This window comes from Streptomyces venezuelae (assembly GCF_008642355.1).
GTDB classification, from domain to species: domain Bacteria; phylum Actinomycetota; class Actinomycetes; order Streptomycetales; family Streptomycetaceae; genus Streptomyces; species Streptomyces venezuelae_B.
Map to the genome: position 1 here is coordinate 2,986,359 of NZ_CP029193.1, position 14,293 is coordinate 3,000,651.

Sequence of the window (14,293 nt, forward strand, 5' to 3'; positions counted from 1 at the left end):
TACCCCACTTCCGCCCCCGCTGTCCCCATTTCCGGTAACCCCCGGAAATGGAACCCTCACTACCGGTAGACGTACCTGCCATGAGCAGCAGTACTTCCCTCCACCCCGCTCCGACCCCCACCCACGGCGCCCCGGCTCCCACCGGGCCCGCCCACGACTCCTGCGACGACGTCACCGCCGACGGAGCCGCCTGGCTCGCCTCCGCCGAAACGTATCCGCGCAGCGCGCTCACCCACTGGCGCAGCCGGCCCGGCGCCCCGGCCGTCCTCCCCTGCGGCTCCGCGTTCGACGTGGTCAGCGTCCCGGCCGTCTTCGGGCGGCGGATGCTCGACCGGTTATGGGAGGAGGGTCCGGGATCGGGCCCGGTCGCCGCGCACCGGGGCCGCGTCCTGCTCTTCGCCGCGCCCGGCACCGCGCAGCGCCTGCCCGCCCTCCTGGAGTGGGAGGAGTGGGGAGGAGGCACGGAGGTCCCGCCGGTGCTCTGCCACGGCACGGGCGACGCCGTCACCGTGCCGCCGCTCGCCGCCACCGGCCCCGGCGGACGGCTGGAATCCCGGTGGCTCGTCGCCCCCGGCACCCGGCACCCCTGGCTCCCGGGGCCCGAGGTCATCCTCTGGGCCTGCGTCCGCGCGGCCCGCTCGGCGGCGTCGTCCGCCGTGCGCGTATCGATTTTTCCTGGCGGCGATCAGAGTGCTAAGGTCTACGACGTCAGCAGGCGCCGCTAGCTCAGTTGGTTAGAGCAGCTGACTCTTAATCAGCGGGTCCGGGGTTCGAGTCCCTGGCGGCGCACAGACGGTGAGAAGCCCCTCGCGGAAGCGAGGGGCTTCTTGCGTATACGGGTACACGGGTGCACAGGACCGACCCTCAGACCGTCGTCACCTGCACCGTCCACGCCCCCGACGCCGTCCGACCCGCCACCTCGACCCGCACGTCGTGGTCCGGCACCGTGAAGCTCTCCCCCGCCCGCACCGGCGCGTCCGCCAGCTGCGGGTACACCGATTCGCCCCAGCAGGCCTCGGTCTCCGGATGGGCGTCGACGACCTCGACGGGGCCGCTGCCCGACGCCGTCCCGCTCCGCACCTCGTAGACGAGGATCCCCTCCGTACACGTCGCACGGTCGTTGCCCGTCGAGCCGCGCGCCTCCAGGGCGAGCACGGTGTCCCGGCCCGTGCGGACCACGGCGAGCCGGGTGCCGCCGAGCGCACCCGGTGCGAGGGGGGCCGCCAGCGGTTCGAGGGTGAGCCGTTCCGTTCCCGCTCCGACGCACCGCACCTGCCGCGGCTCCAGCCAGCCCAGCTTCCACTTGTGCCAGCCGAAGAGGTCGGGGGCGAGCCCGAACTGGCTGCCCATGACGTCCCAGTCGCCGACGTGGGTGTCCCAGTCGCCCTTGCCGTCGGTGGGGCGGTGGTAGAGGTCGGGGAGGTCGAAGACGTGGCCCGTCTCGTGGGCCAGGACGTTGCGGTCCGGCGGGTGCCGTTCGAAGACGGTGACGATGCGCCGGATGTCCGTGCCGTCGGCCCGCATCGGCCGGTCGAAGTTGACCACCTTCGTGGCGTCCGAGTCGACGCCGGGCGCGTCCGGGTCGGCGACGAAGTACACGACGTCGTAGCGCGAGAAGTCCACGTGCGGATCGGCCGCGGCGACCGCTTCGCGCAGATAGGCGGCGCGGCGCTTGGGGTTCCAGTCGCGCCGTATGGCGTACGAGAGGGAGTCGCCCGGCATCTCGACCCACTCGCGGTGCGGATGGGGGCGCAGCGCGAACTTGCCGTACGAGGCGCGTTCGAAGAAGTCGCTGGTGGCGGGGAAGTGGTCGGCGGTCAGTTCGTCGGGGGTCGTCCGCGGCGGGGAGTCCGGGAAGGAGAGGAACACCAGCACCGCGTTCAGGGTGCGCGCCGGGCGCGGATAGGCGGTGTTCCAGGTGTCGAGGCCTTCCGAGTGGTGCGCGCCGGTGCGCCGCAAGGCGCACGGTCCCGCCGTGGGCTCGGCGGTCGCGGGGCCCGCGACCAGGGAGGTGGCGGCCAGGGCGGTCAGCGAGGTGAGGAGGGCGGCGGTGCTGCGCAGGCGGGAATTCTCCCCTCCACGGGTGAGTCCCCAAGGGGGGAGCTGACGCGGCACGTCGACCTCCGGGTGCGGAATGCGGGACACCCCACCCACCTTGTGATGATCTGTTGAACTTCGCCCTGTTTGTCTGGCCCTTCCGAGTGAGGACGGGACAAGGGCGCGACACCCCGACCGCTCACGGAACGTCACAAGCGGTCGGGTCGCAAAGGAACCGGTCCAGGGCCGAGCAGAAACGATCTGCCGGGGGCGGTGCGCCCCGCCCGGACCGGTGATACGGCTGGAACGGGCCTCTGGCCAGCCTCTATGATCGGCACACTTTCCTGCGCGGGCCCGGCCCCCACCGCCGCCCGCCACCTGCCCGCCGCCCGACGAGACCTGTTCGGCCACAAACTGCACTGCGGGAGCAAGCGGTGAACGGAACGTCCGAAGGGCCCGCCTCCACGGTCACAGCGCCCGACCGAACCCGTACCGACGTCACGGAGCGTCGCCGGACCGATGCGTCGGACCCTCGCGACGCCTCCGACTACCGCGGCGCCTTCGCCGCCGCGCCCCTGGCCCTCGCGGTCGTCGACGCCGACGGCCTCGTCATCAGCGCCAACGACGCACTGGCCGCCCTGTTCGGCGCGGCCCCCGGCGCGCTCACCGGGAGCGTCGCCGCCGACCTGATCGACCTGGCGTCCGACGCCCGCACCTGGCACGCGTACTGCGAGGTGCTGCGCGGACGGCAGGCCAAGCTGCGCTGCACGCGGCGCCTGAAGCACCCCGACGGGCACTCCCTGTGGGTGCAGATCACGGTCTCACCGATGCCGGAGCACGCCGACGGGGGCGCGGGCGGCGCCGTCCTGCTCGCCGCCTCCGACATCAGCGCGCGCCGCGAACTGCAGGCCCGGCTGCGGCACGTACAGATGCACGACCCGGTGACGCGGCTGCCCAACCGCAACCTGTTCTTCGAGCGCCTCGCGACGGCGCTGGAGGCGGGGACGTACGACGACACGAGCACCGGCCGGATCGGGCTCTGCTACCTCGACCTCGACGGGTTCAAGGCGGTCAACGACACCCTCGGCCACCGGGTCGGCGACCGGCTGCTCGCCGCCGTCGCCGAGCGGCTCACGCGCTGCGCGGACCGGGCCGGGTACGGCAGGGCGTCGGCGCCGCTGGTCGCGCGGCTCGGCGGCGACGAGTTCGCGCTGCTCGTCGAGGACTCGACCGGCACGGACCAGCTGGCCGAGCTCGCCGACACGACGCTGAAGGCGCTCCAGGAACCGTTCGACCTGTCCGGGCAGCGGCTCTCCGTCTCCGCGTCCATCGGCGTCGTGGAGCGGCGCGCCGCGGGCACCACCACGACGGGCCTCATGCAGGCCGCCGACACGACGCTGTACTGGGCGAAGACGGACGGCAAGGCCCGCTGGACGCTGTTCGACCCCGAGCGCAACGCCAACCGTGTGACCCGGCAGGCGCTGTCCAGCTCACTGCGGCCCGCGGTCGAGCGCGGCGAGTTCGTCCTGGAGTACCAGCCGCTGGTGGGGCTCGACGACGAGGGGCTGCACGGCGTCGAGGCGCTCGTGCGGTGGCAGCACCCGCAGTTCGGTCTCCTGACGCCGAATCGGTTCATCGGACTGGCCGAGGAGGACGGTTCGATCGTGCAGCTGGGGCGCTGGGTGCTGCGGAGCTCCTGCCTGCAGGCGCGGCGCTGGCAGTTGGAGCACCCCGAGCGTGAACCGGTCTTCGTCAGCGTCAATGTGGCGGTGCGCCAGGTCTGGGACTCGGACCTGGTCGCGGACGTCGCCGAGATCCTCGCCGAGACGGGCCTCCCGGCCCGCCTCCTCCAGCTGGAGCTCACCGAGTCCGCCGTGATGGGCTCGGCGGGCCGCCCGCTCCAGGCGTTGCAGGCGCTCAGCGACATGGGCGTGCGGATCGCCATCGACGACTTCGGCACGGGCTACTCGAACCTCGCCTACCTCAGCCGTCTCCCGGTCTCCGTCCTCAAGCTGGACGGCTCCTTCGTGCGGGGATTCCAGTACGAGGAGGGCGAGGAGCGCACCAATCCCGCCGACGAGGTCATCGTCGAGGCGATGATCCAGCTCGCCCACCGGCTCGGCCTGACGGTGACGGCCGAATGCGTGGAGACGGCCGCTCAGGCGACCCGCCTGCGCCGCATCGGCTGCGACACGGGCCAGGGCTGGCTCTACTCCCGACCGGTCGCGCCGGATCGTATCTCCCTGCTGCTGGAGGGGGCCGCCTGACCGCCGGAGGGGCGGCGTGAGGTGCGGCGTCACGCCTCCGGCAGGCCGTAGGCGCTCGCGATCAGGTCGTAGCTGCGCAGGCGGACCTCGCCGCTGTGGGCGTTGGCCGTGAGCATCAGCTCGTCGGCGCCCGTGCGCTTGGCGAGGTCGTCCAGGCCGGAGCGGACCTGGTCGGGGGTGCCGTGGACGACGTTGGAGTTCCAGGACGTGATGAAGTCACGCTCCATCTCCGTGAACCGGTGCGCCTCCGCCTCCTCGGGGGTGGGGACCAGGCCGGGGCGGCCGGTGCGCAGCCGGACCATGTTCAGGGCGGCGGCCATGACCTGGCGGCGGGCCTCGTTCTCGTCGTCCGTCGCGAGGGCCGAGACGCCGATGACCGCGTACGGGGCGTCGAGGAGCGCCGAGGGCTTGAACGACTCGCGGTAGAGGTCGAGCGCCGGGATCGTGTTCTGCGCGGAGAAGTGGTGCGCGAAGGCGAACGGCAGGCCGAGGGCGCCGGCGAGCCGGGCGCTGAAGCCGGAGGAGCCGAGCAGCCAGACCGGCGGGCGGTGCGGGGACTGGACGCCGCCGGGCGAGGTCGCCTGGACGGGGCCGGGGACGGCGTGGATGCGGCTGTAGGGGTGGCCGTCGGGGAAGTCGTCGTCCAGGAAGCGGGTGAGCTCGGCGAGTTGCTGCGGGAAGTCGTCGGCGCCCTCGTTGAGCCGGTCGGTGCGGCGCAGGGCGGCGGCGGTCGCGCCGTCCGTGCCGGGGGCGCGGCCGAGGCCGAGGTCGACGCGGCCCGGGGCCATCGCCTCCAGGGTGCCGAACTGTTCGGCGATGACGAGCGGCGCGTGGTTGGGCAGCATGACGCCGCCGGAGCCGAGCCGGATGCGGCCGGTGTGGGCGGCCAGGTGGGCGAGGATCACGGCCGGGGACGACGAGGCGACGCCCGGCATGGAGTGATGCTCGGCGACCCAGTAGCGGTGGTACCCGCGGGCCTCGGTCAGCTTGGCGATGTCGACGCTGGTGCGCAGCGCGTCGGTGGCGGTGCGCCCCGCGCCGACGGTGACGAGGTCGAGCACGGACAGGGGCACGGGCGCGGTGCCGTGCCGCTCGCCGCGGATGCCGTCGTCGGTCGGGTCCACTGTCACTTGGGGTCCTCCTGCACTGCGTACGTACGTCATGTCGTGACTACGGAAACCCAGAACAGGAGGGTCACTCCGTTTTATTCCCGGCACGCGTTCCCGCCCGTCCACGACTACCGTGCTGGCCATGGCTGATCCCTTGAAGACCCTCGTCGACGGAGTCGAGGTCGAGGTGCCCAACACCCTCCCCGACATCCGCGCCGCCCTGCCCGCGCACCGGCGCACGGAGTTCGACCGGGCCATCAACGCGGCCGGCGTCGACGAGATCCACGCGGTGATGCGGCACTGGATGCTGGAGGCCGTGCCCGACCCCGACGCCGAGGCACGCCTCGCCCGGCTCGCCTCCGACGAGGCGGAACGGCGGTCCACGTCGTGAGCCCCCGCCACCGCAAGGTCCACCGCGTCACCTACGCGCCGCCCGCCGACGACACCCTCGCCAAGATGGGCGACGCCGACGCGTTCCGCGCCGCCCTGTCCCGCACCATCGGCCGGGATCCGTACGGCCACGGCTCCACACCCGTACGGGACGACCCCGACCGCAGGGAAGCCACGGTCGACGGCGCCATCGTCCTCTACTACGTCTCCGGGTCCGTCCAGACGTTAACGGTGGTGAGACTGATCCTCAGCCCGTGACCGCTCAGCCCGTGACCGGCGCCTGGACCGGCGGCTCCTTCGTGAACAGGGCGCCGAGTGCCGGCGCGTTCACCCTGCGCTCGGCCAGCCGCAGCGCCTCCCAGACGGTGACCTGGTTCGCCGTCAGGACCGGCTTGCCGACCTCCGCCTCCAGGTCGCGGACGTACGCCGCCGTGTGCAGCGCCGTGTCCGGCAGCAGCAGCGCCTCGGCGTCCGGGTGGTCGCCCGCGCGGGCCAGCGCGAACACCTCGTCGCGCCCCCATGTGCCGACCTCGGCCGCCGTGATGATGCCGCTCCCCCTGGCCGCCACCACCTCCACGCCACCGTCCTTCAGGAAGGCGGAGAAGTGCCCGGTCACATCCTCCGGATACGTCGCGGCGACCGCGACCCGGGTGGCCCCCACCTCGCGCGCGGCGTGGGCGAAGGCGAACGACGTCGACGAGGCGGGCAGCCCGGCCGCCAGGGCCAGCTTGCGGACCTGGTCGTGCGCGCCCTCCCGGCCGAGGACGAAGCTGCCGCTGGTGCACGCCCACACCACCGCCTCGGCGCCGGCGAGCCGCAGCTCCTCCACGCCCGCGGCGAGCCGGTCGGCCGATCCCATTTCGAGCAGCGCGTCGACGCGGTGCGCGTCCTCGCCGATGTCCGTGTGGACGACCTGCAGCCGGATGTCGCTGCCGAGCATCTGCTCCATGCGGGGATAGTCGTCCTCGGCCGAGTGCCCCGGGTAGAGAAATCCGAGTGCCGTCACGTCCAGCCTCCTCCTTCTGCGGGTGGTGCTTCGGGCAGGCCCTGGGGCGGAGCCGGCGGGTTCAGCGGACTCGCGCCCGGCCTCGCCGTCGGATCGATCAGTGCCTGATAGGGCCCTACCGCACGGGTACCCAGCCGACGCAGTGCGGACCACATCGTCACCTGGTTCGCCGAGATCACCGGCATCCGCAGTTCCGCTTCCAGTTGCGGGATGACGTCGTACGTGGGGAGGTTCGTACAGCTGATGAAGAGGCAGTCCACGCCGCCCTCGCTGGCGAGTACGGCACGGCGCGCCATGTCGGCCACGTCCCGGTAGGGGACCTTCCAGATGTGCCGGGTGAGGCCGAGGTAGGCGCGGCCCGTGACGGACACCCCCGCCTCCGCCAGGTACTCCTCCAGGGACTGCGTGACCGACCAGGTGTAGGGGGTGACGAGCGCGATGCGCCGCGCGCCCAGTTCGTCGAGGGCTTCCAGGAGGGCACCGGACGTGGTCACCGCGCCGACCGCGCCCTCGCGGGTCATGGCCTCGCACATCGCGCGTTCACCCGGCGTGCCGCCGACGAAACTGCCCGACGTACAGGCGTACGCGAGGACTTCGGGCTCGGCGGCGGTCAGTGCGCGGACCGCCTCGGCGAGGGTCTCGTGCTCGCTGACCAGGCGGGCGAGGTCGAGGCTGACCTCCACGGGCACGTACGGCGTCCGGGTCAGGTGGAGGGAGACCTCGTCGGGGATCCAGCGCCACAGTTCGCGATCGAGGACGAAGTCGAAAGGGGCGACGACACCCACACCGCGCTGAGGGTGTGGTCCGCCGAGGAAAGAGACGTCCATGAGCAGTCCCCAAGGTCGTGCGTGTGTTCAGGGACCGGCCGGGGGCCGGGGACGAGCGATGCCGGCGACGCGCCGGGACGTCGGGACGGGGAGCGCTGCGCGGGCGTACCACACAGCGAGTTCGATCGGCTGCACGGAGAGTACTGGTTCCTGGACAGCCGGTACAGCAGTGCCTCTGTTGACGAAGGTAGGTTCGGGTGCGAGCGTGGTCAATCCGCACATCTCAGACGGTTGAGCCGACTTGTCGATGCGGCGCGGCCGTACCTCTGAACAGGGAAGCGGAATCTCATTGCGAAACGGTGTCCCGTCGGTTTCCGATACGACCGTCCTCGTCCTTGACGCCGAGCCACCGACCCCGCCGCCGCGCCTCGGCAGCCTGGCGGGGCAGGCCCGGATCCTGCACGCCGACGAGTCCACGCTGGCCGAGCAACTCCCCCTTGCCGACGCCCTGTTGGTGTGGGACTTCACGTCGGACGCGGTGCGCCGCGCCTGGCCCGGTGAGGGTCCGCGGCCCCGCTGGGTGCACACCGCGAGCGCGGGCGTCGACCATCTGATGTGCCCCGAACTCGCCGCGTCCGACACCGTCGTGACGAACGCCCGTGGCGTCTTCGACCAGCCCATCGCCGAGTACGTGGCCGCACTGGTCCTCGCCATGGCCAAGGACCTGCCGCGCACCCTGGAACTGCAGCGTGAGCGCTCCTGGCGGCACCGCGAGACCCAGCGGATCGCGGGCACGCGCGCGTGCGTGATCGGTTCGGGGCCGATCGGGCGGGCCATCGCGCGCACGCTGAAGGGGCTCGGCATCCTCACGGCCCTGGTGGGCCGCACGGCACGGCCGGGGGTGCACGGCACGGACGAGCTGGACCGGCTGATGGCCAGGGCCGACTGGGTGGTGTGCGCGGCGCCGCTCACGGACGACACGCGCCGCATGTTCGACGCGCGGCGCTTCGGTTTCATGCAGCCGTCGGCGCGGTTCATCAACGTCGGGCGCGGGCCCCTCGTCGTCGAGGACGACCTGGTCGAGGCGGTGTCCAAGCGGTGGATCGCGGGCGCGGCCCTGGACGTGTTCGAGGACGAGCCGCTGCCAGCGGACAGCCCCCTGTGGACGACGCCGGGCCTGATCGTCTCGCCGCACATGAGTGGTGACACGGTCGGCTGGCGCGATGCGCTGGGCGCGCAGTTCGTCGAGCTGTTCCAGGCGTGGGCGGCGGGTCGGCCGCTGACGAACGTCGTCGACAAGGAACGTGGGTATGTCCCAGGTCATTGACCGCCTCCCGGTCGATGCCCCCCAACCGATCACGCCCCGTCTGCTGAGGAGCCTGCATGACCGAGCTCGCGGATCTCACGGCCGTACAACTGGTCGACGGCTATCGCAAGGGCGAATTCAGTCCGGTCGACGTGACCCGGGCGGCCCTGCGCAGGGCGGAGGAGAGCCGGCCGCGTGTGAACGCCTTCGTGCGGGTCATGGCGGACTCGGCGTTGGCGCAGGCCGAGGCCAGCGCGGAGCGGTGGCGCCGTGGCGCGCCGCAGGGGCTCGTGGACGGCGTCCCGGTGTCCGTGAAGGATCTGCTCCTGCTGCGCGGCGAGCCGACATTGCGCGGCTCGCTGACGGTGCGGCACGAGGGCAAGTGGAACGAGGACGCGCCCTCGGTGGCCCGGCTGCGCGAGCACGGCGCGGTGTTCATCGGCCGGACGACGACGCCGGAGTTCGGGTGGAAGGGCGTGACGGACGGCCCGCAGAGCGGCATCACCCGCAACCCGCACGATCCGTCCCGCACGTCGGGCGGATCCAGCGGGGGCAGCGCGGCCGCCGTGGCGCTCGGCGCGGGCCCGCTGTCGCTGGGCACGGACGGCGGCGGCTCGGTGCGGATCCCCGCGGCGTTCTGCGGGATCTTCGCGCTGAAGCCGACGTACGGCAGGGTGCCGCTGTATCCCGCGAGCCCGTTCGGGACGCTCGCGCACGTCGGGCCGATGACCCGCGACGCGGCGGACGCGGCGCTGATGATGGACGTGATCACGGGCCCCGACGACCGCGACTGGTCCCAGCTCGCACCCGTGGAAGGCGGCTTCAGGGCGGGCCTGGACGGGGGCGTGCACGGACTTCGCGTCGCCTACTCCGCCTCCCTCGGCGGGCAGGTCGCGGTGCGTCCCGCCGTCGCGGCGGCGGTGCGGCGCGCCGTGGAGTCGCTCGCGGCGCAGGGCGCGTACGTCGAGGAGGCCGACCCCGACTTCACCGACCCGGTGGAGGCCTTCCACACCCTGTGGTTCAGCGGGGCGGCGCGCGTCGTGCAGCATCTGCCGCCCGCGCAGCGGGAGTTGCTCGACCCGGGGCTGCGGGAGATCTGCGGGCAGGGCGCACGGTACAGCGCGCTGGACTACCTCGCGGCGGTCGACATCCGGATGGCCCTCGGGCGCCGGATGGGCCGCTTCCACTCGACGTACGACCTGCTGGTCACGCCCACGCTGCCGATCACGGCGTTCGAGGCGGGCGTCGAGGTGCCGAAGGGGTCGGGGCACCGGCGCTGGACCGGGTGGACGCCGTTCACGTACCCCTTCAATCTCACGCAGCAGCCCGCGGCGACGGTGCCCTGCGGGGTGGACGACGACGGTTTGCCCATCGGCGTGCAGATCGTCGCCGCCCGCCACGCGGACCCGGTGGTGTTGCGTGCGGCGCACGCGCTGTACGAGTCGGGCAGCGCCGCGGTGCCGCCGCCCGTGCTCGGCTGAACGCGCTTCAGGCGCGTCGGAAGTTCAGCGTCTCCCCCTGCGCGCCCGCGCGCCACAGGTCGTTGCAGGCCTCGGCCATCCGGTCGAGGCCTTCGACGATCTGGCCCCAGACGATGCCGGGCACCCAGCCCACGTCGCCGTTGAGGAGCAGGTTGTTCCGTTCGTAGAAGAGGGCGAGGTCGACGACCGTGGTACCCGCCTTCACGCCGGCCTCCGCCTCGTAGCCGTACGCCTGGGTGCCCAGTTCCGTACCGGAGAAGGAGAAATAACAGAGATCTCCCGGGATGGGCGTGACGGTCGGATTCTCCAGGGGCGGCTCGCGGTCCGCGAAGGCCGGGAAGAGGGCGTAGATCTCGTTGCGCGCGTACTTCGCGTGGTAGACGTCCGAGCCGAGCGGCAGTGCCTCCCACACCGCCGCGCAGGTCACCGGAGCCCGGTCGTCGAGCAGTTTCGCCGTGCACTGGACCCCTCGCTCGGCGAGGGAGACTTCGATGAATCGCTCTGCCATGTGTCCCATGCTCCTCCCTGGGTCAAGGGCACAACGATGGCATCAGGGGCCGGAATTCGTCGGCATAACTCGCTTGGAGTCGGGTAGCCGCGCGCCCATGGCTCCACCACTTGGGAACAACGAGGGATTCATAGGCAGAGCGGTGCGCCGCCGCGCACTGCTCACCGGAGCGGGCGGGGCGGCTCTGGGGGTTTTCGGGGCGTCGGCGTGCAGCCGCGTACCCGACGAGGGGAAGGTTGAGGGGGGCGATCTGCTGGACCGGCTGCGCGACAGCGGCACGGTCAGGATCGGTGTCGCGGGCGAGGTCCCGTTCGGATACATCGACGAGAACGGCGAGGTCACGGGCGAGGCGCCGGCGATCGCCAAGGTCATCTTCCCCCGCCTCGGCGTACCCAAGGTCAAGGCGGTGCCCACGAAGTTCGGCGCGCTGATCCCCGGCCTCACACAGGCCCGGCAGTTCGACGTCGTGTCGGCGGGCATGTACATCAACCCGACGCGGTGCGAACAGGTCCTCTTCTCCGACCCCGACTACCTCATGCTCGACTCCTTCATCGTGAAGAAGGGCAACCCCCACGGCATCAAGGGGTACGAGGACATCGCCGAGAAGGGCCTGAAGCTGGCGAGCGGCACGGCCTACGCGGAGATCGACTACGCCAAGGCGGCGGGCGTGAAGTCCGTGCTCGTCCTGCCCGACCAGGTCGCCGGGATGGACGCCGTGGCGCAGGGCCGGGTCGACGCGTTCGCCGGCACCAACGTCACCGTGCGCACGGTGATCAAGAACAATCCGCGGGTCGAGGCGACGAAGCCGTTCCAGCCCGTCGTCGACGGCGAGCCGGCCTACGGAGCGGGTGGCTTCGCCTTCCGGCTGTCCGAGAAGAACCTGCGGGACGCCTTCAACGAGGAGCTGCACAAGCTCAAGGAGAGCGGCGAACTGCTGCGCATCGTCAAGCCGTTCGGGTTCACCGAGGCCGAGATGACCGAGCTGACCGTCGAGAAGCTGTGTCCCCCGGCGAAGGGCGCCTCGTCATGATGTCGTCGGAGTTCTTCGGGAACTGGTTCCTGCCCGGCATCTGGATCACTGTCCAGGTCACGTTCCTCAGCGCGGCCCTCGCCTTCGTGATCGCGTTCCCCATCGGTGTGCTGCGCACGTCGCGGCTGTGGATCGTCCGCTTCCTCGCCGGGGCCTACTTCGAGATCTTCCGCAGCACGTCGTCGCTGGTCTTCATGTTCTGGATCGCGTTCACCGTGCCGCCGCTGTTCAACATCAGCTTCCAGCCGATGTTCGCGGGCGTCCTCGCCCTCGGCATCACGTACGGGGCGTACGCCTCGGAAATCGTGCGCGGCGCGCTCGCCGCGGTGCCGCCCGCGCAGCGCGAGGCCGGCATCGCCCTGAACTTCACCCCGACGCAGCGGCTGCGCCGCATCGAACTGCCGCAGGCCTGGCCGGAGATGATCCCGCCGTTCAACAACCTGCTCATCGAGCTCCTGAAGGGCACCTCGCTGGTGTCCCTCATCGCGGTGGCCGACATGACGTTCGCCGGTGACCTGCTGCGGCTCGTCAAGAACGAGAGCGCCCCGATCTACACGCTGCTGCTCGCCCTGTACTTCGTCTTCGCGTTCATCCTCACGCGCGGCATGCGGCTCCTGGAGCGGCACGCCAAGAAACGGGTGGGGCAGACGCCGGAGAAGACGAGCCTGCTCGGCGGCCTGCGCGCCAAGTCGTCGATCGACGTCGTCTCGGGCACGGGGGGTGCCAAGTGAACTGGAACTGGGATCACGTCGACGAGTTCATGCCGCTCTTCTGGGACGGTCTGGAGCTCACCCTCAAGGCGCTGCTCTTCGGCTCCTTGATCGCCTTCTCCCTCGGTCTGGTCTGGGCGGTCGCCCAGCGCTCGGCGAAGAAGTGGATCCGCTGGCCGGTCACGGTGGTCACGGAGTTCATCCGCAACACCCCGCTCCTGGTGCAACTGTTCTTCCTGTTCTACGTGGTGCCGGAGTGGGGGCCCTCGATGTCCCCGCTCACCACGGGCATCGTCGGGCTCGGCCTGCACTACTCGACGTACACCTCGGAGGTCTACCGGGCGGGCATCGAGGGTGTGCCGGCCGGCCAGTGGGAGGCGGCGACCGCGCTCAGCCTCTCCAAGCGGCGCACCTGGACGTCCGTGATCCTGCCGCAGGCGGTGCGCAGGGTGATCCCCGCACTCGGCAACTACGTGATCGTCATGCTGAAGGAGTCGCCGCAGATGGCGGCCATCGGCGCGCTCGACATGCTGGGCCAGGCCCAGAACTACAGCCAGACGACCTTCACCTTCGAGGCGATCAGCGTGGTCGGTGTCGCCTTCATCGTCATCGCCTACCCGGCCTCTCTTCTTCTGCGAGTTTTGGAGCGTCGCCTTGTCCGCTGACAGCAGCACTTCCCAGGAAATCCCCAACCCGGCCGTCGACGGCAGCGAGCTGATCCGCTTCGACAAGGTCGTCAAGCGGTACGGCTCGAACGTCGTCCTCGACGAGCTGGACTTCTCCGTCGCCTCCGGCAAGCACGTGACGCTGATCGGTCCCTCGGGATCCGGCAAGACCACGATCCTGCGGCTCCTGATGACGCTGGTGAAGCCGGAACAGGGCACGATCAAGGTGGGCGGCAGGTACCTCACCCACGAGGAGAAGAACGGCAAGCTCGTCCCCGCGGGCGAGAAGCACGTCCGCGAGGTCCGCAAGAACATCGGCATGGTGTTCCAGCAGTTCAACCTCTTCCCGAACATGAAGGTGCTGCGCAACGTCACCGAGGCTCCCGTCTCCGTCCTCGGGCTGTCCAAGGACGAGGCAGAGCAGCGGGCCCGTGAGCTGCTCGATCTGGTCGGGCTCGGGGACCGCTGCGACGCGTACCCGACGCAGCTCTCCGGCGGCCAGCAGCAGCGGGTGGCCATCGCGCGGGCCCTGGCGATGCGCCCGCAGGTGCTGCTCCTCGACGAGGTGACGTCCGCGCTCGACCCCGAGCTGGTGGCGGGCGTCCTGGACGTGCTCCGCGACATCGCGCACACCACGGACATCACCATGCTGTGTGTGACGCACGAGATGAATTTCGCGCGGGACATCTCGGACCAGGTCCTCATGTTCGATTCGGGCCGCGTCATCGAGTCCGGCACGCCGGAGAAGATCTTCACGGAGCCGGAGCACGAGCGCACGCGTGAATTCCTCAGCGCGGTGCTGTGACAGCTCCGGGCGCGGTGCCGCGTCAGTCCTGAGCGCGGTGCCGTGACGGCTGGGACGGACCGAACGCCCGGGGCATGACCTGGGCATATGCCAGAGTGGCGCGTTCCTGATGAGAGATCCGGAACGCGCCACCAATGTCCCCAACAGGCTCTCCATGTCCGTCACTTGACAGCTATCGTGGAACCGAGCCCGACTGTCCGGAACCGTTCCAC

General features: G+C 71.1%; 15 protein-coding genes and 1 tRNA gene. 11 read left to right on the forward strand and 5 right to left on the reverse strand.

The window, feature by feature from the left end:
- Positions 1 to 80 precede the first annotated feature (80 nt).
- Together DEJ47_RS13840 and DEJ47_RS13845 are read left to right on the forward strand one after the other, a co-directional pair.
- Positions 81 to 725 (forward strand): bifunctional DNA primase/polymerase, encoded by a 645-nt coding sequence (locus DEJ47_RS13840; protein WP_150168240.1) that lies wholly within the window; start codon positions 81 to 83, stop codon positions 723 to 725.
- Positions 716 to 789 (forward strand) — tRNA-Lys (locus DEJ47_RS13845). Before DEJ47_RS13840 ends, DEJ47_RS13845 begins: the two co-directional genes overlap by 10 nt.
- A 75-nt stretch (positions 790 to 864) precedes the next feature.
- Here the strand turns inward: DEJ47_RS13845 and DEJ47_RS13850 are convergent.
- Positions 865 to 2,145 carry a M6 family metalloprotease domain-containing protein gene (locus DEJ47_RS13850; RefSeq protein ID WP_150168242.1) on the reverse strand — a complete coding sequence of 427 codons (1,281 nt, stop codon included), beginning with the start codon at positions 2,143 to 2,145 and terminating at the stop codon, positions 865 to 867.
- A 326-nt stretch (positions 2,146 to 2,471) separates the two neighbouring features.
- Here DEJ47_RS13850 and DEJ47_RS13855 point away from each other — a divergent pair, with 326 nt between their 5' ends.
- Positions 2,472 to 4,304 (forward strand): putative bifunctional diguanylate cyclase/phosphodiesterase, encoded by a 1,833-nt coding sequence (locus DEJ47_RS13855; protein WP_150168244.1) that lies wholly within the window; start codon positions 2,472 to 2,474, stop codon positions 4,302 to 4,304.
- A 29-nt stretch (positions 4,305 to 4,333) separates the two neighbouring features.
- Here the strand turns inward: DEJ47_RS13855 and DEJ47_RS13860 are convergent, their stop codons facing one another.
- A complete protein-coding gene (locus tag DEJ47_RS13860) occupies positions 4,334 to 5,428 on the reverse strand; it encodes an LLM class flavin-dependent oxidoreductase (protein ID WP_398334583.1) in 1,095 nt (364 codons plus the stop codon).
- Between the two features lie 127 nt (positions 5,429 to 5,555).
- Between DEJ47_RS13860 and DEJ47_RS13865 the strand changes: the two genes are divergently transcribed.
- Complete coding sequence (locus DEJ47_RS13865) at positions 5,556 to 5,804, forward strand: hypothetical protein (RefSeq protein WP_150168248.1); 249 nt, start codon at positions 5,556 to 5,558, stop codon at positions 5,802 to 5,804.
- Between the two features lie 65 nt (positions 5,805 to 5,869).
- Positions 5,870 to 6,061 (forward strand): hypothetical protein, encoded by a 192-nt coding sequence (locus DEJ47_RS13870; RefSeq protein WP_150175616.1) that lies wholly within the window; start codon positions 5,870 to 5,872, stop codon positions 6,059 to 6,061.
- Between the two features lie 4 nt (positions 6,062 to 6,065).
- Here the strand turns inward: DEJ47_RS13870 and DEJ47_RS13875 are convergent, their stop codons facing one another.
- On the reverse strand, positions 6,066 to 6,809 hold the full coding sequence (locus DEJ47_RS13875; protein WP_150168250.1) for a decarboxylase: 744 nt from the start codon (positions 6,807 to 6,809) through the stop codon (positions 6,066 to 6,068).
- Positions 6,806 to 7,636, reverse strand: a complete 831-nt coding sequence (locus DEJ47_RS13880; protein ID WP_150168252.1) for an aspartate/glutamate racemase family protein — start codon at positions 7,634 to 7,636, stop codon at positions 6,806 to 6,808. The genes DEJ47_RS13875 and DEJ47_RS13880 overlap by 4 nt, the downstream gene beginning before the upstream one ends.
- A gap of 289 nt (positions 7,637 to 7,925) precedes the next feature.
- Here DEJ47_RS13880 and DEJ47_RS13885 point away from each other — a divergent pair, with 289 nt between their 5' ends.
- Positions 7,926 to 8,903: a D-2-hydroxyacid dehydrogenase gene (locus DEJ47_RS13885; RefSeq protein ID WP_223828347.1), complete on the forward strand. Its 978-nt coding sequence runs from the start codon at positions 7,926 to 7,928 to the stop codon at positions 8,901 to 8,903.
- Between the two features lie 56 nt (positions 8,904 to 8,959).
- On the forward strand, positions 8,960 to 10,363 hold the full coding sequence (locus DEJ47_RS13890; protein ID WP_150168254.1) for an amidase: 1,404 nt from the start codon (positions 8,960 to 8,962) through the stop codon (positions 10,361 to 10,363).
- A gap of 7 nt (positions 10,364 to 10,370) precedes the next feature.
- Here the strand turns inward: DEJ47_RS13890 and DEJ47_RS13895 are convergent, their stop codons facing one another.
- On the reverse strand, positions 10,371 to 10,871 hold the full coding sequence (locus tag DEJ47_RS13895) for a DUF3830 family protein (protein ID WP_161238124.1): 501 nt from the start codon (positions 10,869 to 10,871) through the stop codon (positions 10,371 to 10,373).
- 97 nt (positions 10,872 to 10,968) lie between these two features.
- Here DEJ47_RS13895 and ehuB point away from each other — a divergent pair, with 97 nt between their 5' ends.
- The 4 genes from ehuB to ehuA are packed head-to-tail and all read left to right on the forward strand — an operon-like array spanning position 10,969 to position 14,081.
- Entirely contained in the window at positions 10,969 to 11,901 is a 933-nt protein-coding gene (gene ehuB / locus DEJ47_RS13900) for an ectoine/hydroxyectoine ABC transporter substrate-binding protein EhuB (RefSeq protein WP_150168258.1), read from the forward strand.
- A complete protein-coding gene (ehuC, locus tag DEJ47_RS13905; protein ID WP_190415771.1) occupies positions 11,901 to 12,632 on the forward strand; it encodes an ectoine/hydroxyectoine ABC transporter permease subunit EhuC in 732 nt (243 codons plus the stop codon). Before ehuB ends, ehuC begins: the two co-directional genes overlap by 1 nt.
- Positions 12,629 to 13,276 carry an ectoine/hydroxyectoine ABC transporter permease subunit EhuD gene (ehuD, locus tag DEJ47_RS13910; RefSeq protein ID WP_150168262.1) on the forward strand — a complete coding sequence of 216 codons (648 nt, stop codon included), beginning with the start codon at positions 12,629 to 12,631 and terminating at the stop codon, positions 13,274 to 13,276. The genes ehuC and ehuD overlap by 4 nt, the downstream gene beginning before the upstream one ends.
- Positions 13,266 to 14,081, forward strand: a complete 816-nt coding sequence (ehuA, locus tag DEJ47_RS13915) for an ectoine/hydroxyectoine ABC transporter ATP-binding protein EhuA (RefSeq protein ID WP_150168264.1) — start codon at positions 13,266 to 13,268, stop codon at positions 14,079 to 14,081. Before ehuD ends, ehuA begins: the two co-directional genes overlap by 11 nt.
- Positions 14,082 to 14,293 lie beyond the last annotated feature (212 nt).